The organism is Desulfobaculum sp. SPO524, from assembly GCF_044987625.1.
Taxonomy (GTDB): Bacteria; Desulfobacterota; Desulfovibrionia; order Desulfovibrionales; family Desulfovibrionaceae; genus Desulfobaculum.
Genome location: NZ_JBJDSB010000004.1, coordinates 199611 through 217669 on the forward strand (window position 1 = coordinate 199611; position 18059 = coordinate 217669).

An 18059-nucleotide genomic window follows, 5' to 3' on the forward strand; every position below is an offset into this window, starting at 1 on the left:
GACAGTGCGTGCGCGCCAGCGCCCCAGCCGCTGGCAAAGGAGATGACATGAGCCACACGCCCCGCCATGGCGTCGCGGTTGTCGGGTCCGGCTATTGGGGACGCAACCTTGTCCGCAACTTCCACGCCCTTGGCGCGCTGGAGCGCATTTGCGATACGGACGCGGAGGTGTTGCGGCGGTTTCGGGAGCAGTATCCGGGCGTGCGGACCTGTATGTCCCTGACGGATGTGCTGGCGGACGACGGAGTGCGGGGGGTGGTTATCGCCACGCCGGCGGAAAAGCATTTTACGCAAGCGCGCGAGGCGCTTTTGTCCGGACGGGACGTGTACGTGGAAAAGCCCCTTGCCCTTGCGGCGGCGGAGGGGCGCGAGCTGGTCCGCCTTGCGCAGGCCGAGGGGCGGGTGCTGATGGTGGGGCACCTGCTGCACTATCATCCGGCGTTCTTGGAACTGATGCGGCTGGTGGAATCCGGCGAGCTGGGGCGCATCAACTATATGTACTCCCAGCGCCTGAACCTGGGCAAAATCCGGCGCGAGGAGAACTCCCTGTGGTCCTTCGCGCCGCACGATATTTCCATACTGCTGGCCCTTGCCGGGGAGACGCCGGAGCGCGTGCGCGCCGTTGGCGGCAACTATCTGCACCAGCGCATCGCGGATGTGACCGTGACGCATTTGGACTTTCCGTCCGGGCTTAAGGCGCATATCTTCGTCTCGTGGCTGCACCCCTTTAAGGAGCAGCGGCTGGTGGTGGTGGGCGACCGCAAGATGGCCGTCCTTGATGACACGCGCCCGTGGCCGGAAAAGCTGGCCACCTACGCCCACCGCATTGACTGGGAGGGGCATATGCCCATCCCCACCCGCGCGGATGAGGCGTTTCATCCCGTAGCGGAGGACGAACCTCTGCGGCGCGAGTGCCAGCACTTTCTGGAGTGCATGGACCAGCGCAGCGCCCCCCGCACCGGCGGGGAAGAGGGTGTGCGTGTGCTGGACGTTCTTGGCGCGGCCCAGCGCTCGCTGGAGAGCGGGGGCGCGCCGCAGTGCGCCGCTTCTGGCCGCGAGACTGCGCCAACTGCTGCGCCCGAAAGCGAACCCGGCGGGGCGGCGGGCCATGCGCCAGACGCAGGCTCCATTCCCGGCGTCAGCGTGCACGAGAGCGCCTACGTGGACGACGGCGTGCGCATCGGGCAGGGAACGAAAATTTGGCATTTTTCGCACATCATGCGAGGCTCGGACATCGGCCGCGACTGCCGCATTGGGCAAAGCGTGGTCATCGGGCCGGATGTGCGCATTGGAGACGGGTGCAAAGTGCAAAACAACGTCAGCATCTACAGCGGCGTCACGCTGGAGGATGGCGTGTTTTGTGGCCCGTCCATGGTGTTCACCAACGTCCGCAATCCGCGGTGCCACATACCGCGCATGCACGAAGCGCTGCCCACGCTGGTGCGCGCCGGGGCCACCCTTGGCGCCAACTGCACCATCGTCTGCGGGCACACCATTGGCCGCTCCGCCTTTGTTGGCGCGGGCGCTGTGGTTACGAAGGACGTCCCGGACCACGCCCTTGTGTTGGGCAATCCGGCGCGGCGCACCGGGTGGATGTGCGCCTGCGGCGAACAACTTGACGATACCTTGACCTGCCCCGTTTGCGGCGCGCACCACGAAATGCGCGGCCCCGGGCTGGTCAGTCTGGACCAGACGAATCCCCGCGCAGAGCGCGGTACATATGGAGATGAAGTATGAAGATTCCCTTTATTGACCTGAAAGCGCAGTACCGCACTATTGAAGACGATGTGCGCAGCCGCATCAATGCCGTGCTGGAGCATGGGCAGTACGTTATGGGCCCCGAGGTCCACGAGCTGAATGAAAAGCTGGCGGAATTCGCCGGAACCAAGCACGCCATTGCCTGTTCCAGCGGCACGGATGCCCTGCTGATGGCGCTGATGGCCCACGGCGTCGGCCCCGGTGACGCCATCTTCACCACGCCCTTTACCTTTGTGGCCACGGCGGAAGTCATCGCCCTCACCGGCGCGACTCCGGTGTTCGTGGATATTGACCCCGTGACCTTCAACATCGACGTGGAGTCCCTGCGCCGCGCCATCGCCGCCATGAAGTCCGGCGAACGCACCGGCTGCCGCCTGCCCCGCTGCGCCAAGGACTTGAAGCCCCGCGGCATCATCCCTGTGGACCTCTTTGGCCTGCCCGCCGACTACGACCCCATCATGGACGTGGCGCAGAAGCACGGCCTGTTTGTGCTGTCCGACACCGCGCAGGGTTTTGGCAGCGTGTACAAGGGCAAGCGCTCCGGCTCCCTCGGCCATGTGGCCGCCACCAGCTTCTTCCCGGCCAAGCCGCTGGGCTGCTATGGCGACGGCGGCGCCGTGTTCACCGATGATGATGAACTCAGCGAACTCATGCAGTCCGTGATGATCCACGGCATGGGCGAAAACCGCTACGAGAACGTGCGCATCGGCATCAATGGCCGCCTTGATTCCATGCAGGCCGCTGTGCTCCTTGCCAAGCTGAATATCTTCCCCGGCGAACTGGAACAGCGCCAGCGCGTGGCCGATGCCTACACCGAGCAACTGGCCGGCATCCCCGGTCTGGTGACGCCCACCATCCCCGAGGGCTACAAGAGCGCGTGGGCGCAGTACTCCGTGCTGGCCGACGACCGCAACCTCATCCAGAAGGCTCTGCGCGACGCGGAAATTCCCACCGCCATCTACTACCCCCTGCCCCTGCACCTGCAGAAGGCCTTTGCCTCGCTGGGCTACAAGGAAGGGGACATGCCTGTCTCCGAGGACTGCGCAGGCCGCATCTTCAGCCTGCCCATGCATCCCTACCTCACCAACGAGCAGGTGGCCGAGATTACCGGCGTCATCCGCGACGCTGTCAGCTAACGCGCCCCGTGCCTTCCAGCATATTCAGGCCGCTCCGCTTTTGCGGGGCGGCCTTTTTTTGCGCGCTATGAGGGGGCAGGTGCGGCGGATGGGCCGCGAAGATTGGGCTTTGGCGCAAGGGCCTTTTTGGGGAGCCAGCAGGCAAGGGTTGTGGCGCTGTCCACGGCGGCGGTGGTGTTGGCGGCCACAAAGTCACGCGGGGCGGTTTGGAGGAGGTTTATGCGCTTTGGCGTGGTGGTGCAGAACAGCTCGCCCCAATTGTTGGTGTAGGCCAGCACCACGTCGCGGTAGGCGGGGTCGTCGCGCTCGGTCATCAGGTTCACCACAATGGCCGCGTGGGTGACGCGCTCAGCGGTCATGGTTTCCTCAATGCTGGTTTCGAAGACGTTGGCCTTGCGGAAGGCGCGGTGCAACGTATCCAGCAGGTCCACGATATTGGGCTGGCTGACCGGGGCCAGCAGGTCACTGCCGCTCACGCTCATGCCCGGTGTGTATAGCCCGTTGGCCACCAGCCACAGGAGCAGGTGGGCAAGGCTTTTGTGCCGCCGGATTTCCTCGGTCTGCTTCTTTTTGCTCCCCGGCTGGGCGGGCAGTTCGCCGGTGGCAATCCAATCCACCGGGGTGCCGGGGATGCCCACGGAGGAGATATGCACGCCCGTGAAAATCCCGTGGGGAGAATTCATGAAGGGGATGTGCAGAATCTTGTCCTGCCGGGGCTGGAAGTGGGCAAAAATCTTCCGGCCAAGGCGCGTTACATCGTCCTGCGTGATGAGCACGCCTTGCGCGCCCGCGCTTTTTTGAATGTTCTCATAGGTGGAAAAGAGAAAGGACGCCACGCGCTTCCCCAGCTGCATCTGCTGCGCAAAGCTGGCGGCGTTGTCGTCACGGCTTATGTGCTCCAGCCCGGCGCCGGAGGGGAGCTGGGACGAGACGTAGGGGTAGACGAATTCCAGCCCTGTGTAGCCGCGCGTTTGCCCTTCCAGCACGGAGAGCCCCTCGCGCCGGGTAAAGCCGGTGCGGCTGTCAAAGGCCAGGTCCAAGAGGTGCAGGGCGTCCATGCGTCCTGTGGCGCGAAAGTGCTCATGCGCGCATTTGTAGAGCAGGGCGTATGGGTCCAGCCGCCAAAAGTCCTGCGTGTGGGTGGTGACGCTGGCCTTGACGGTTTCGCACAGCAGGGTGCGTTTGGCGGTGGGGCCGGTGTAGGTATCCAGCAGGGCAAACTTGAGGATGGACTTGAACGGACTCTTGAGCGCCTTGACGATTTGCCACAGCGACGCGCCAAAAAATTCCTCCGGCGGAATCTGTGGCAGGTGCCCAAGATCGATAAAATGCCCGCGCGGCAAGATGCCCGAGGCCGCAACGCGGGCGAGGGCGGCGTCCGTTTCGTCTGCGCCTGCGCCGGGCGGCGCGCACCACCATGCCGGGGGCCGTCCGGCCAGCACAACGGCGGTGCGGTAGAATTCCTCCTTGAGCAGCAGTGCCTGACTGGACCCCACGCTTTCCGCGTCGCTAAAGCCAAAGTTGTTGTTTTGGATAGCAGTGTGGTCCATGACAAAGAAGTGCACTTCCAGCCCATGGGCGTCGTCCGCCCATTCTTCAATGGCGCGGAGCTTGGCCCGGAAGGCGTCGGCTTTTTCCGCCTCGGCCGCGTCTTCCTTCCAGCAGACCCAGATGTCGATGTCCGAGCGTCCGGTTTGCACAATGGTGCCGATGCTGCCGATGGAGCACACGGATTCGACGGCGATGGGCGCGGCGTCGCGGTCCGTGGCGGCCAGGGTTTCTTCGCCCAGGATTTCACGGGCGCGGTGCAGGGCGGCCAGGGTCGGTACAAAACCGCTGATGCGCGCTCCCGGAGCCGGTGAGCCGTCCGCAGGCAGGGCCGGGGCTTCCATGAGGATGGGGATGAGGGCTTCAATATCCGGCGCGGTGGAGCCGAGTTTGACGCCGGACCAGTCGAGCCGCAGGCGGTTGGCGTGCAGCCAGCCCCGCATGGCGCATGCGGCGTCGCGCTGGGTGGCGGCGCGCTCCAGCGCGGCAAGCAGGACCTTGGGCGCGGCCTTCGGAGCGGGGGCGACGTCATCGTTCGTTGCGGCAACGGCCTCAATGCGCCGCAGCGTCCAGTCGTCCTGCGCCGCAAGCAGGGCGGCTTCGTCGGAGGTGACGCCGCGCACTGCGGTGCCCAAAACGCGCAGGCCGTGGCAGGGACAAAGCATAAAGCTACCGCCGGTTATGGCCGCGCGGGCGAGCAGCACGTCCCGAAACGCCGTCCCTGCGCAGTCTGCATTGGTCCACACGGAGAGCGTAGCGTCCACATGCAGCAGCGTACAGGAGCGCATGCGGCAGTCTGTGAACTGCGTTCCGGCAAGGCTGGTGCGCGCCAGGGTGGAGACGCCAAAGCCGCAGCCGTCACAGCGCGCGCCATCAAACAGGCATCCCGTAAATGTGCAGTCCACAAAGGTGCAGGCCTTAAGGCGCGAAAAAGAAAACCGCACTCCCCGGAAGGTACAGCCAGAGAAGGTCACCTTGGTCATGGCGGCCCAGGTGATGTCCGTGTTGTGGAACTGGCAGTCCGTGAAGCTGGTTTTTCGGACCGAGGCCGCGATGAGGGTGACGTTTTTGATGGTGCACCCTTTGACGGTGACGCTCTGCAGGCGCGCGGCGCGGGCAACGCCGCCTTGAATGGTCTGGCCCTCCAGCGTCCTCCCCTTGCCCAGCGCGGCGAGAGGGTGGGGTGGCGCAGCGGTCTTTGCCGTACTCTTGCCGCCCATAAGGTCCTTCATGCGGCCCATGAGGCCGCTTGAAGGCTCGGGTGGCGGCGTTTGGTCCGGGTCGGGCTTGGGCTGAGGCACGGGCGGGATGGCGACTTCCGGCGGGTTGGGCGCGGGCACGCGCGGCGCAACACCCGCTTTGGCGAAAATTTTGGGCGCGGCGTGGGCCGCGAGTTGGGCCAGCACGCCAAGGGCCGCCACCCGCTCAGCCGGGGCCAGATGGCGTAGCGCGTTCTTTTGCGCCGCCCATGGACTGCTAAGGAGGACGACGGCAATGTCCGCGCGCTGCTCGCCCGCTTCGGTGAACAGGCGTGCGGCCTCGGCGGGAAATTCTGGCGCATCAATGCGGCGCAGTAGGCGCAGGGCGGCAAGGCGTACGGCGGGCGAGGAATGGTGCACCGCGCGTAGGGCGGTCTTGTGGGCGGCGGGGTTGTCCCCGGTATTGGGGGCCAGCGCGCCAAGGCTGCCCAGCAAGGGCACAATAACGCTGACGGACGCGCCAGCCAGCAGACGGGCCAACTTGGGCGCCAGCTCAGGCGCATGCAAGCGGCTGATGGTGCGCGCCATGTAGCGCCGCTGCTGCTCGTCAAGGTCCATGGCCAGGAGTTCCTCCAGCCACAGGCGAAAGCGCCCCCGCAGCAGAGCATGTTGGATGGGAAAGGCCACGGGGGCGTCCGCGGCGGTTTGCGTCGCCAAAAACATGAGCACTGCGTCCGGGTCGGTCTTTTGGATGGCGGCGAGGCGCTCGTCCATCACGGCGGTGATGGCGCGCGGCAAGCGCCGGGGAAACATGAAGTAGAGATTGATCTGGGCGAGCTGGCGGTGGTGGGGCAGATGCTCCAGAAGCGTGCGCAGCTTTTCCGGGTGCAGTCCTTCGCGCAGGAGCAGGCCGGAAAGGGCGTTTTCCCCAGCGGCGCCAAGCTCGGACAGGGCGCTCAGGAGCGGCTGCGCGTCCTCTGGCGAGGCGTCTTCGGCTATGAGAGCGATGAAGCGGGCGGCGGCACTGGCCGCGCGCTGGATGTCCGGGTCGTCAAGGTCTGCGCCGCGAAAGTGCCCCATGGCTTCGGCCACGGCGGTGTCCACTCCGCTCCGGGCGGAGCGCAGGGCGGCAAGTTGGTCAACAACGCCGCAAAGCAGGACAGCAGTGGCATCCATGAGCGCTTCGTCCCCCCTAGGGCGCGCCTGTGGCGGCTTCGGCAAAGTAGTTGGTCTGCGGGCTGGGGCTGAGGTAGGCGAAGACGTCGCGCGGCAGATTTTCGGGCTTGCGCGTACCGAGAATGTCCAGCCCGTCCTCAATGCCAAGGTCCACCATCAGGGCTTCCGCTTTGGGGATGTCCGGGTGGTGCATGAGCACAACGGGCCGCGCCGCCGTGGCCGGCGTGGAGGACAGCACCATGGCAAAGTGGCCGTTGGACAGCTCCACAATGGTGCCGGGTGGATAGACGCCCATGTTGTGGATGAAGCTGGACAGAATGCGGGCGTCGAACTGGTGGCGCATGACGGCGTACATGTGCTTGAGGGCCTCGTGCGGGGTTTGGCGCGTTGCGCCGTCGTTGATGAGGTTTTCAAAGGCGTTGACCACGGCCACAATGCGCGCCAGCGCGGAAATGGTGTTGCCGGAGCGTCCCTCGGGATAGCCGGAGCCGTTCATGGCCTCGTGGTGTTGGCGGACGACATCCACGGCGGCTTGAGGATAGTCGGCAAAGTCCTCCACCAGCCGTGCGCCGAGGATGGGGTGCTCGCGTTGAAATTTGGCGATGGCGCGGTTCATGGAGGTGCCGCCCTTGCCGCTGGCGATGTGCATGGGCAGGCGGCCCTTGCCGATGTCGTGAAACAGGGCGCCCATGCCAAGGGCGGTCATGGCCTTGTGCGGCAGGCCGATGTCCTTGCCCACCATCAGGGCCAGTACGGTGACATTGAGGGCGTGGTAGTTTTTTGTTTCCTCACGCGGGGGGTCGCCCATTAGGGTGAGCATGGTCTCGCGCTGGTCCAAAAAGGTATCCACAAGGCTGGCGACAATGGCCCCGGCCTGTTCGGCCGCATCGCTGGAGCGGGCCGAGGCGCGGCGAATAAGGGCCACCACACCGGACATGGTGGTCTCGTAGCGCTTTTCGCATTGCTTGTAGGAGCGCCGGCGCTCGCGGTTGCGCTCCACGGTTTGCTGGCGCAGGCCAAGAAGCTCCGCAGAGACGGGAGTGGGCGGCGTGGGCTGGGCCTTGTGGGGCGGGGCCGCAGTCTCATCCGCCTGCGGCAGGGGCATCCGGTCTGAGCGCTCAAGGATGCAGATAATGGTTTCCACCCCGGCGGCGCGGATGGCGGCAATGTCCGACTCCCCGGCAATCTTGAACTCCTGCCTTTTCCAAAGCCCCTTGCCGACCTTGCGGTCGAGACGCACGTACAGCCCTGCAACGAGCTGATCGGGGGATATGATGTATTGCGTCTCCACGGCTCTGTCCTCCGGCGCGGGAGTGGGTCATACGTACGGCGAAAAGACGGGGCATATCACTATTTGAGTACGTTGTGGCGGTGGTGGTGTCAATGTGGGCGCGACTGCGGGCAGGGCGTCGCCGCGGACCGTGAAGTCGGATTTTTTCTTGTGAGGCAGGGGCTTATGGTGAGCGGGGACGGCGCTGGAATGCGCGAGAGGCTGGCGCGCGGTGGGCTGGAGGGGCGGTTCGCCCAGCCTCTGGCCGTTGTCGCAGGGAGCGCACTGGCGCTTTGGGAGCGGGGAGGGGACGTCACCTTAGTGCGGCGTTGGACTGGGCCTGAGGCGGCGAGGCAGGGACGCGGTGTAAAGTGGCAGCACGCCGTCGCGCATAGCGTGACCGCTGGGTGAGAAACGGCCCGGTTGGCGCGGCGGTGCGCGGCGGCGGGTTAGCCCTCCGCCGCGGCGGCCATGTCTGTGTCGTGTGAGGGAAAGGCGTTTTCGTACACTTTGCCCCATTCGTACAGCTGTTCAAGGATGGGGATAATGCTGCGGCCAAGGTCTGTCAGAGAGTATTCCACGCGCGGGGGCACCTGCGGGTAGACCTTGCGGTGCAGCATGCCGTCGGCTTCCAGCTCGCGCAGCTGGCGGGTGAGCATTTTTTGCGTGATGGAGGGCATGCTCCGGCGCAACTCGCCAAAGCGCATGACGCCGCCGTCCTGCTGATGCAGGTGATAGAGGATAATGGGCTTCCACTTGCCGCCGATGACTTGGAGCGACAGCTCAAAGTGGCAGTAGTATTCCTTGTCGCCAAGGCGGCGCAGGGGGCACTGGGGGGAGTCCGTAGGCATGGGCGCTCCGGTGTGGGTTACAGTATCAAAAAGGGTACTACATGACATATGGGTACCTACTTGCCTTTTGGAAACTTTTAGCCGACAAGATGACATCTGTAAATCACAACCACAAAGGAGAACCACAATGGATATCATGGAAGCCATGCACACCCGCCGCAGCATCCGCAAGTTTACCGACGCCCCCGTCACGGACGAGCAGCTGGAGACCATCCTCAAGGCCGCCATGGTCGCCCCCAGCGCGGGCAATGCCCAGCCATGGCAATTCATCGTGGTGACCGACCGTGAGATGCTGGACGCCATCCCCGAGTGGCAGCAGTACGCCAAAGCCTGCCACACCGCGCAGGCCGCCATTGTCGTGTGCGGCGACTTGTCCCTTGAAAAGTACGAGGGCTTCTGGGTGCAGGACTGCTCCGCCGCCACCATGAACATTCTGCACGCTGTGCACGGCCTTGGCCTTGGCGCGGTGTGGTGCGGCATTGCCCCGGTTCAGGAGCGCGTGGCCGCAGCGCAGAAGCAGTTTGGTCTGCCGGACAACGTTATCCCTCTGTCCGTTATCCCCATTGGCGTGCCGGACCAGAAAGCCGGAACCGTTGACCGCTACCGCGAGGACCGCATCCACCGCAACACGTGGAAGTAGGTGGCTGAAAAAACGGGCATTTCCCTTGAAAAAAATGCGCACTCAGAGCAATGTACCGTGAAAATTGGATGGCGTATAACCGTAAGGAGACAATATGGCAGATGTGTTTGATACGGCGCAGATAGGCTCACTCACGGTACCCAACCGCTTTGTCCGCTCTGCAACCTATGAAGGTATTGCAGCGCCGGACGGCGCAACCACCCACGGCCTGAATGCCATGATGCGGCATCTGGCGACTGGTGGTGTAGGCCTTATCATCACCGGGCACGCCTTTGTGCATCCGCAGGGGCGCGCTGGTGGACGCCAGCTTGGCATCCATGACGACGCCATGATTCCCGGCCTGAAGGAGATGACGGACGGTGTGCACGAAGCTGGCGGCACCATCTGTCTGCAGCTCGCCCATGCCGGTCTGCACGCGCTTACCTCGGTGACGGGGCAGCCCGCTCTCGGGCCGTCATCCCACGACGAAAAGGGCACGGAGCGCGGCACTGCCATGACCGAGGCCGACATCGCCGAGGTGGTGCGCTGCTTTGGCGAGGGCGCGGCACGGGCCAAGGCCGCGGGCTTTGACGCGGTGCAGATTCACGCCGCCCACGGCTACCTGCTGTCGCAGTTCCTCTCCCCGTTCTTTAACCGGCGTCAGGACGCTTGGGGCGGCAGCCGCGAAGGGCGCGAGCGCATCGTGATGGATGTGTACGCCGCTGTGCGCGAGGCTGTGGGGCCGGACTATCCCGTGCTCATCAAAATCAACGCCCATGATTATATGATGGCCGCCAAAGAGTGCTACGAGGACGACGACATGCTCCACGTATGCGGGCGTCTGCAGGAAGCGGGCATCACCGCTGTGGAACTCTCCGGCGGCACCATTTACGACTCCGGCAAATACGGCCCCTCGCGCATGGGTATGATACGCGAGGCGCGCGAGGGCTACTTCCGCGCCCCGGCCCAGCGCTTTAAGGAGCAACTGAGCCTGCCGCTTATCCTCGTTGGCGGCATCCGTTCCCTTGAGCGCGCCGAGCACTTTGTGGACACCGGCCTGTGCGACTTTATCTCCATGTGTCGGCCCTTCATCTGCGAACCAGATCTCGTGAACCGATGGAAATCAGGAAACAGGGAGAAATCCGCGTGTTTTTCTGATAATATGTGCCGCCGTCCCCTGATGGAAGGGGAGGGAGTGTACTGCGTGCTGAAAAAAAAGCGCAATCGCAACGCGAGAGAAAACGCGGAAGAAGTGAGCTAGAACGGAAGAGAACATCGCGAAGGAGGCCGTCGCATGAGAGAATCGCTTGGACCCCTGAATGCCCTGTACCCGTCCTTGACCGTTTTGGTCGGGGCCGTCGTGGATGGACGTGAGAACTTTATCACCGTGGCCCACGTCGGCATCATGAACCATGGCAAGGTGCCCTATCTGTCCATAAGTCTGTCCAAGGACCACTACACCACCAAGGGGATACACGCGCACAACGCGTTCAGTATCAACATCCCCTCGGAGGACATGGTGGACAAGGTGGACTACTGCGGGCTGGTCAGCGGCAAATCAACGGACAAGAAGGACCTCTTCGACGTCTTCTACGGCGATACGGACTTTGCCCCCATGGCGCGGCTGTGCCCGGTGTGCATGGAATGCCGCGTGTATCAGGTGGTGGATTTTAAAACGCATGATGTGTTCATCGGCGAGGTGGTGCGCACCCATGCGGATGACGCCTGCCTTGTGGATGGCAAGATTGATATTACCAAGGTCCGGCCACTGCTGTTTGACATGGCCTCAAAAAAGTACTGGGGACTGGGCCGCCCCGTGGCGGACTGCTGGAAGGTCGGCAAGACCCTCAAGCAGGAAGCCTGAAGGAGCCGCACACGCGGCGTAAGTAAGGAGTTGAATCGATGAAGAAGTCCCTCGGGGCGAAAGTTTTGGCATTTCCCACGCCCGCATGGGCTGTGGGCACGTATGATAAGGACGGCAAGCCCAACGCCATGCTGGCCGCATGGGCTGGCCTGTGCTGCTCCAAGCCGCCGTGCGTTTCCGTTTCGCTGCGCGCGGCCACGTATTCCCATGCCGCCATCGTGGAGCGGCAGGCATTTACCGTCAATGTGCCCTCCGAGGCGCAGGTGAAGGTGGCGGACTATCTGGGCATCGCCTCCGGTCGCAACGTGGACAAGCTGGCCAAAGCCGGACTGACCACCACCGCCAGCGAGCTGGTGGACGCGCCCATCATCAATGAATTCCCCATGGTGCTGGAGTGCAAGCTGGTCCACACGGCCGAGCTTGGCCTGCATACCCAGTTCGTGGGTGAGATTCTGGACGTGAAGGTTGCCGAAGAGGCCCTGAACGAGCGCGGCGAGCTGGATACCGACAAGCTGCGCCCCGTGGTCTTTGGTCCCGGAACGCGCCATTACTACGGCGTTGGCGACGTGCTGGGCAAGGCCTTCTCCATCGGCAAGGACATCGGCTAACGTTCTTTTTCCCCGCGTGGGCGGTCCGCTGTGCGTGGCGCGGTGGACCGACCGCGTGGTGTCTTCTTTTTCGCCGGGCTGCCAGCGGACCGGGGAGGCTTCCCCTGCGCTGGCAGTTTCCTTTTCTGCCCTGTCAGACTGCGCCCCGCGTGCGGTGCGGGCGCGTTCGCGTGGCGGTTGCCTTTTGCCGGGACGCCGCGTAACCATCTTTTCATGCAGGTATTTCAGAACATCATCTCGCGCGGGTGCTGGCGTCAGCAGTGCGCCGCGTTGCTCGTGCTTGCCGCCATGCTGTGCGGCGGGTGCGCGTCTATGGTTTCGCCCCCGGCAGCGCCGGGCGGTCCCGCCATCCGCGATGAGGCGGCCCTTGTGCAGCGCGCGAGCGCCTACGTGGACGCGGCACGCGCTGGGGCGCCGCTCATGCCGCCGGATGTGGCCAAGAAGCAGGCCGCGTATTTTCTGGAGCGCTGGTTTGCGCCGTGGCACCGCAGCGCGCCGGAGACCCCGGCGGAGAAGGTGTTTGCCTATCTCCACAGCGCCGATCCGGGCGCGCTGTACGGCGAGGACACCCGCGTGCGCGGGGCGCGCTGGCTGAGCGCCATGCGCCACCGGAGCGCCGTGGAGGAGTATCCCAACGCCGGATACGCGGCCATTATGGTCCGCGCGGCGTCCATGCGCGTGCTGCCCACGGCCCGGCCCGCTTACCATAACCCCGCGCAGGCCGGGCAGGGCTGGCCCTTTGACACCTTGCAGAACAGCGCGGTGTGGGCGCAGACCCCGGTGTACGTGAGCCATATTTCCCGCAACGGCGCGTGGGTGTTTGTGGAAGCGCCCTTTGCCTACGGCTGGGTGCCGGCGTCCTCGGTGGTGCCTGTGGACGGGGCGACGTGCGAGGGCATTGAAAATGGCCCGCATATGGCCATTGTGCGCGACGAGGTACCCATTCGCGGCACGGGCGGGCTGGCGTCCATGATGGGGCGCATTGGGATGATACTCCCCGTGGTGCACGACGCTGAGGGCCGCGCTATTTTGGGCATTATCCGTTCCGGCGCGGTGGGGCAGGGCGTGCTGACATGGGGCGTGGTGGATGCGGACGCCATAGCGCCGTTTCCGCTCACGGCCACCCCGCAGGCTGTGGCCCGCATTGCGGACCAGATGCTGGGCGACGCCTACGGCTGGGGCGGCGTGTACGCCAACCGCGACTGCTCGTCCACGATGATGGATCTTTTCGCGCCCTTTGGCCTCCGCTTGCCGCGCAATTCGTTGCGGCAGGCGGAGGCCGGGCGTTTTGTCTCCTTTGAGGGACTGGACCGGGCCGGCAAGCGCCGGCGCATTGCCGAGACCGCGCGCCCATGGATGACTCTGCTGTGGCAGCCCGGACATATCATGCTCTACATCGGCACGGCGGAAAATGGCGAGGCCGTGATGCTCCATAATATGTGGGGCCTTCGCACCCGCGAGGCTTCCGGCGCTGAGGGCCGCCACGTGGTGGGGCGCTGTGTGATCACCACCCTCACTCCCGGAGCCGAGGTGCCGGGGCTGGTGACGCCGCAGGGTCTGCTTTTGGAGCGCATGGGCGGCATGAGCCTGTTGCCGACGGTTGTGCCGGAGCCGCGTGAGGATGTGGCCGAGGGAGCACCTGCTTGCGGCCACAGGGCCAGCACGCAGTAAGGGCCTCGCCGCGTCCTGCACAGTAAGGCTGGTGGTGCGCCAGTTCGGGGGGGACTCGGATTGATGTTGGGCTGGTGTGTGGCTGGCCCTGAGGAATCTGTCTCCACGGCAGGGAGCGGGTGCACGCGGGCTGGGCCTCAGCGTATATGCCATAGCGCCGCAGGATGAACTCTCCCGCGAATCCCGGAAGTCATCGCGTTTGCGAGAGTCTTTTCGCCCAGAATAACGCCGCATACGCCACCGCACATGTGAGCCGTATGTCCACATGACGCGGGGCCGGATACGAAAAGCCCGGCATCCTTACTGAGGATGCCGGGCTTTGTGTGTCGAGACTTCTCCGCCCCATGGGCGGGTGCTGGCGCTGGGGCTAGCGGTCGCGCCGGGGGAAGATGAGCACGCGTTTGAGCGGGCCGTCTCCCTTGGAGCGGGTCTGGATGGTGTCGTCGTCCTGCAGGGCAAGGTGGACGAGGCGGCGGTGATAGGACGAGAGCGGTTTTGTGCTCTGGGTGCGTCCCTGCGCCTTGGCCTTGTCCGCCAGATGCAGGGCCATACGGCGGAGGTTGTCGTCCTGCTTGTCGCGGTAGTCCCCGGCATCCAGGTGGATGCGGATGGCGGACTCGAACCGGCGCGATACGATGCGGTTGGCAAGGTACTGCAGGGCGGAAATGGTTTGGCCTTCGCGGCCGATGATAAGCCCGGAGTTGGCGTCGTCCTCAATGCGGACCTTCACGCGGCCGGGTTCATGGGACAGCGTCAGGGTAGGCTGGTCGCCCGCGATGGGCTTCAGAAGCTCGGCCATGACTTCACGGACCACGGCGTCCAGCTCGTCCTGCGGGGGCGCGGGGCGGGAGGACTGTTCGGCGCGGGCGGGCTGGCGCGCGGGGCCACCGCCACGCTGGGGCGTGTGGGGCTGCTGCGCGGGCTTGCTGCGCGGTGCTTCCGGACGGCGCTCGGGACGCGGGGCTGATTTCTCGGGCTGTTTTGCGGCGTCCTGTGCGGGCTGCTCTGGCGCACTGGTTTGGGGCGCGGGCTTGGCCGGGGCACTGTGCGGTTTTTGAGGCTGGTCCGTCGGGGTTTTGGGCTGGGCCTTGGGCTGTGCCTTTGGTGCGGCCTGTGGGGCGCTCTTGGGGGAGGCATCCCTCGGCGCACTTGGGGCTGCGCTGGCGCTGTCAGTTGGCGCGGCGGAGGCAGAAGAATCGGAAGAAGGGGACGGCTCGCCCTGCTTGTGGCTGGGGCGGCGCAGTTCCTTTTTGAAGAAGTCGTCTTCAAGGATGCCGCGCTCGGGGGTGAAGGAGCGGCGGCGGGCCGAAATGCGGGCCTGTTTTTTGCCAAGCCCAAAGATGCCACGGGTTCCGCCGTGGAGGATTTCGACCTCGAGTTTTTCGCGTTCTACGCCGAAATGGCGGCAGGCCACGGCAATGGCCTCGTCTACAGTATTACCCTCAAACTCCTTAAAATCCGTCATGTGGTCTCCTGGTATGGGCGACCGGTCGCATCAGCGTAAGCCGCGCCGGAAGGAGGCGTTGGTGCTCCCTTCCGGCGCGGAGTGCAGGCTGATTTAGGCTTTGCGCAACATCATCCACTGCTGGGCAATGGAGAGAACGTTGTTCACGAGCCAGTAGACGACCAGTCCAGCGGGGAAGTTCAGGAACAGGAACGTGAAGATCACCGGCATGAAGAGCATCATCTTCGCCTGGGTGGGATCACCCGGAGAAGGCGTCATCTTCTGCTGGAGGAACATGGTCGCGCCCATGATCACGGGAGTCACGTAGAACGGGTCTTTGGCCGAAAGGTCGGCCAGCCAGATCAGGTCCGTGAAGGGAACATGGGCAATAAACGGCGCGTGGCGGAGCTCAATGGCACCCAGCAGCGCCTGGTACAGACCGAGGAAGACAGGAATCTGGAGGAGCATGGGCAGACAGCCGCCCGCAGGATTCACCTTGTACGTTTTGTACAGGCGCATCATCTCCTCGTTCATCTTCTGGCGGTCGTCCTTGTACTGCTCGCGGACTTTGGCCATCAGGGGCTGAATCTTCTTCATCTGGTTCATGGACTTGTAGCTCTTGTGCGACAGCGGCCAGAACACAATTTTGATGACGATGGTCAGCAGGATGATGGCGAGGCCCCAGTTGCCCACGAAGCCGTGGAACAGGTGCAGCAGCTTGAGCAGCGGCTTGGACAGGACGTCAAAGAAGCCGTAGGTGACAAGCTGGTCCAGATTATTGGGGGCCGTTTCAAGATATTGGTCCATCACCGGGCCAAAGTAGTAGCTGGTGGCGACCTTCTGCATTGTATCGGGGGCGATGTTGATGGCTTGTTTGTCCATCTGCAGGCGGAAGAGGCCGTCCTGATAGTTGGTACGCAGCGCCACGTCGCCCGCTTCAGGCGCGATGGCCAGAGCGAAATAGTTGTTCTGAATAGCGCCCCACTGCACGCCGTTATTCAGCTGCATGCCCTTGCCGAGGTCGTCGCGGTCGTTTTCGTCGTCCACGCCGTCTGCGGTGAGGTAGGACACGCGCATAGGGTTATAGCGGCTTTCCTTGGTGGTCAGGTCGCCGGAAGCGATGGACACGCCAAGGCGGCCGGAAATCGGAAGTCCGCCCATATTGAGAAGTTCGACGGACTCGTCGATGCGGTACGTCTCGGGGTGGAAGGTGAGCGTGCGCTTGATGAGGAGGTCGCCCATGGCACCAAGGAAGGTGAGGCTGTCCTCGCCGCCTTCATTGGTCACGATGACGTCCTTCGTGGTGGGCACGTTCCAGGTATCGCTGCGCCACGTTCCCTGTCCATTCCAGATGAGGCCGAGGGGACCACGGTTCATGCTCTGCTGGGGAATCAGGTTCACGCGGGCGGAATCGCGCTGGATGGTTTCGTGGTACTCCTTCAGCTCAAAAGAGGTGAGGATGCCGCCGGCGGAGTTGAAGACGGCTTTGTAGAGCGGAGTCTCCACAACAATGTCACGTCCGGCCCCTGCCTTGAATGCAGGCGCTGCGGGTGCGGAAGCCTGCTCCATGGTGGTGTTGGCGGCCTGAGACTGTGTCTGCTGCTGGGCCGTTTGGGTCTGGTTTGTCTGGCTGGGCTGCTGCTGCGGCTGTTGGGGAGCAAAGAAATAGCTCCAACCCAAGAGCACGAGCATGGACAGGCCCACGGCAAGGATGACTCGCTTGTTATCCATGAGAAGTACCTGCTAATCGGTGTCGTTTGAGTGAAAGGGGTCCAGACTGCTTTTTCTTGGGCGGGACGGGGTCGTAACCGCCCTTGCAGAAGGGATGACAGCGCAGGATGCGCCAAAGGGCAAGGAGAGAACCTTTGAAAATGCCGTGTCGGCGCAGGGCCTCAATGGCATACGAAGAGCATGTGGGCACGAACCTGCAAGTCGGGGGGAAAAGCGGGGAAATAAGGCGCTGATACGCGCGGATGAGCAAAATAAGGAGGTTGCGCATGCTCTTATTGTTTACGGGGCTTCCTCCCCGCCACGGAACCTGAGGCTTTCTGGGCTTTGACCAGCAGCGCGAGCAGTTCGTCCTGAACAGTAGACATGGACAGCGTGTTGGCGTCCACGTGCCGTTTGGGAACGACGACATAATCGTGTGCGGTCAGGATCCGGTCCTGATGCAGACGAAAGAACTCGCGCAGCAAGCGCTTGATGCGATTACGCCTGACGGCAGAGCCCACTTTCTTGCTTACGGCGAAGCCGGCGCGCCATACCCCATCGGCAGAGCCGGTGGGTAGCGCGAAAAGTAAAAAGTGCCGGGAATGGTATCGCCGGCCTCGCTCGTAGCAAGCCAGGAATTCCGGGCGCCTGGTCAGGCGGTGCGTACGCGGGAAACTTAGACTGCTAATCTTTTGCGTCCCTTGGCACGTCTGCGGCGCAGCACGGCACGGCCGTTCTTGGTGCGGGAACGGACGAGAAAGCCGTGGGTTCTTTTCCTGCGGGTGTTGCTCGGCTGATATGTTCTCTTCATGGTGAATTCTCCTTGGCAAAGCTAAACGATAGTAAGTACCCCCAAGGTCATCAAAAGTCAAGGACGCACGGCAACCGCGCGCCCTCGGACCGTCTCGCTCCAGCGCTGGGGATGCGGTCTGGAGCGGTAAGCGCATCGCTGCATGACGCAGGATGCAAGAGGCGCTATGTGCCTCAACGCGAAGGTGATGTCAAGGGGATGCAACAGGTGTGGGTCATGTACGGCTTAAGAGCAGGAAAAGGGCCATGGAGGGGAGCGCGCTGTTTGACAGCGGCGCGGCGACTGCATCGGTGACTGCGATATTGGGGGTGATGCACGGCCCGCCGGGGCATCCGGGAAAAGGTGTTGAGTCCGCGCCATGTTTCGTGCCGGGATACTCTTTTGAGAGGCTGTCA

At 63.9% G+C, this 18059-nt stretch carries 15 protein-coding genes; 7 read left to right on the top strand and 8 right to left on the bottom strand.

The genetic code is table 11. From position 1 onward, the window contains the following. The first annotated feature begins 47 nt into the window (after positions 1-47). Both ACI3L3_RS13960 and ACI3L3_RS13965 read left to right on the top strand, forming a co-directional pair. Positions 48-1736, top strand: a complete 1689-nt coding sequence (locus ACI3L3_RS13960; protein WP_404845753.1) for a Gfo/Idh/MocA family oxidoreductase — start codon at positions 48-50, stop codon at positions 1734-1736. Next, complete coding sequence (locus ACI3L3_RS13965; protein ID WP_404845754.1) at positions 1733-2893, top strand: DegT/DnrJ/EryC1/StrS family aminotransferase; 1161 nt, start codon at positions 1733-1735, stop codon at positions 2891-2893. The genes ACI3L3_RS13960 and ACI3L3_RS13965 overlap by 4 nt, the downstream gene beginning before the upstream one ends. Before the next feature lie 65 nt (positions 2894-2958). On the opposite strand, the gene ACI3L3_RS13970 is transcribed toward ACI3L3_RS13965, so the two are convergent. The 3 genes from ACI3L3_RS13970 to ACI3L3_RS13980 form a co-directional block, all read right to left on the bottom strand. Beyond that, the gene (locus ACI3L3_RS13970) at positions 2959-6816 is read right to left on the bottom strand and encodes a class I adenylate cyclase (RefSeq protein WP_404845755.1); all 3858 of its coding nucleotides are present in this window, start codon (positions 6814-6816) and stop codon (positions 2959-2961) included. 16 nt (positions 6817-6832) lie between these two features. After that, positions 6833-8107: an HD-GYP domain-containing protein gene (locus ACI3L3_RS13975; RefSeq protein ID WP_404845756.1), complete on the bottom strand. Its 1275-nt coding sequence runs from the start codon at positions 8105-8107 to the stop codon at positions 6833-6835. Positions 8108-8535: 428 nt separating this feature from the next. After that, positions 8536-8937, bottom strand: coding sequence for a winged helix-turn-helix transcriptional regulator (locus ACI3L3_RS13980; RefSeq protein ID WP_404845757.1), 402 nt, complete (start codon positions 8935-8937; stop codon positions 8536-8538). A 127-nt stretch (positions 8938-9064) separates the two neighbouring features. Between ACI3L3_RS13980 and ACI3L3_RS13985 the strand changes: the two genes are divergently transcribed. From ACI3L3_RS13985 to ACI3L3_RS14005, 5 genes are all read left to right on the top strand, one after another. Next, positions 9065-9577, top strand: a complete 513-nt coding sequence (locus ACI3L3_RS13985) for a nitroreductase family protein (RefSeq protein WP_404845758.1) — start codon at positions 9065-9067, stop codon at positions 9575-9577. A gap of 94 nt (positions 9578-9671) precedes the next feature. Next, on the top strand, positions 9672-10817 hold the full coding sequence (locus ACI3L3_RS13990; RefSeq protein WP_404845759.1) for an NADH:flavin oxidoreductase: 1146 nt from the start codon (positions 9672-9674) through the stop codon (positions 10815-10817). 33 nt (positions 10818-10850) lie between these two features. Continuing rightward, a complete protein-coding gene (locus ACI3L3_RS13995; RefSeq protein ID WP_404845760.1) occupies positions 10851-11420 on the top strand; it encodes a flavin reductase family protein in 570 nt (189 codons plus the stop codon). 38 nt (positions 11421-11458) lie between these two features. Continuing rightward, the gene (locus ACI3L3_RS14000) at positions 11459-12028 is read left to right on the top strand and encodes a flavin reductase family protein (RefSeq protein WP_404845761.1); all 570 of its coding nucleotides are present in this window, start codon (positions 11459-11461) and stop codon (positions 12026-12028) included. 213 nt (positions 12029-12241) lie between these two features. Then, positions 12242-13699, top strand: a complete 1458-nt coding sequence (locus ACI3L3_RS14005; RefSeq protein WP_404845762.1) for an SH3 domain-containing protein — start codon at positions 12242-12244, stop codon at positions 13697-13699. Between the two features lie 367 nt (positions 13700-14066). On the opposite strand, the gene jag is transcribed toward ACI3L3_RS14005, so the two are convergent. The 5 genes from jag to rpmH all read right to left on the bottom strand — a co-directional run bounded on the left by jag (position 14067) and on the right by rpmH (position 17664). Beyond that, positions 14067-15164 carry an RNA-binding cell elongation regulator Jag/EloR gene (gene jag / locus ACI3L3_RS14010; protein WP_404845763.1) on the bottom strand — a complete coding sequence of 366 codons (1098 nt, stop codon included), beginning with the start codon at positions 15162-15164 and terminating at the stop codon, positions 14067-14069. Between the two features lie 93 nt (positions 15165-15257). Beyond that, positions 15258-16874 carry a membrane protein insertase YidC gene (yidC, locus tag ACI3L3_RS14015; protein WP_404845764.1) on the bottom strand — a complete coding sequence of 539 codons (1617 nt, stop codon included), beginning with the start codon at positions 16872-16874 and terminating at the stop codon, positions 15258-15260. After that, positions 16867-17142 (bottom strand): membrane protein insertion efficiency factor YidD, encoded by a 276-nt coding sequence (gene yidD, locus ACI3L3_RS14020; RefSeq protein WP_404845765.1) that lies wholly within the window; start codon positions 17140-17142, stop codon positions 16867-16869. The genes yidC and yidD overlap by 8 nt, the downstream gene beginning before the upstream one ends. Positions 17143-17146: 4 nt before the next feature. Next, positions 17147-17542: a ribonuclease P protein component gene (gene rnpA / locus ACI3L3_RS14025; RefSeq protein ID WP_404845828.1), complete on the bottom strand. Its 396-nt coding sequence runs from the start codon at positions 17540-17542 to the stop codon at positions 17147-17149. Next, positions 17530-17664 (bottom strand): 50S ribosomal protein L34, encoded by a 135-nt coding sequence (rpmH, locus tag ACI3L3_RS14030; RefSeq protein WP_404845829.1) that lies wholly within the window; start codon positions 17662-17664, stop codon positions 17530-17532. Before rpmH ends, rnpA begins: the two co-directional genes overlap by 13 nt. Positions 17665-18059 lie beyond the last annotated feature (395 nt).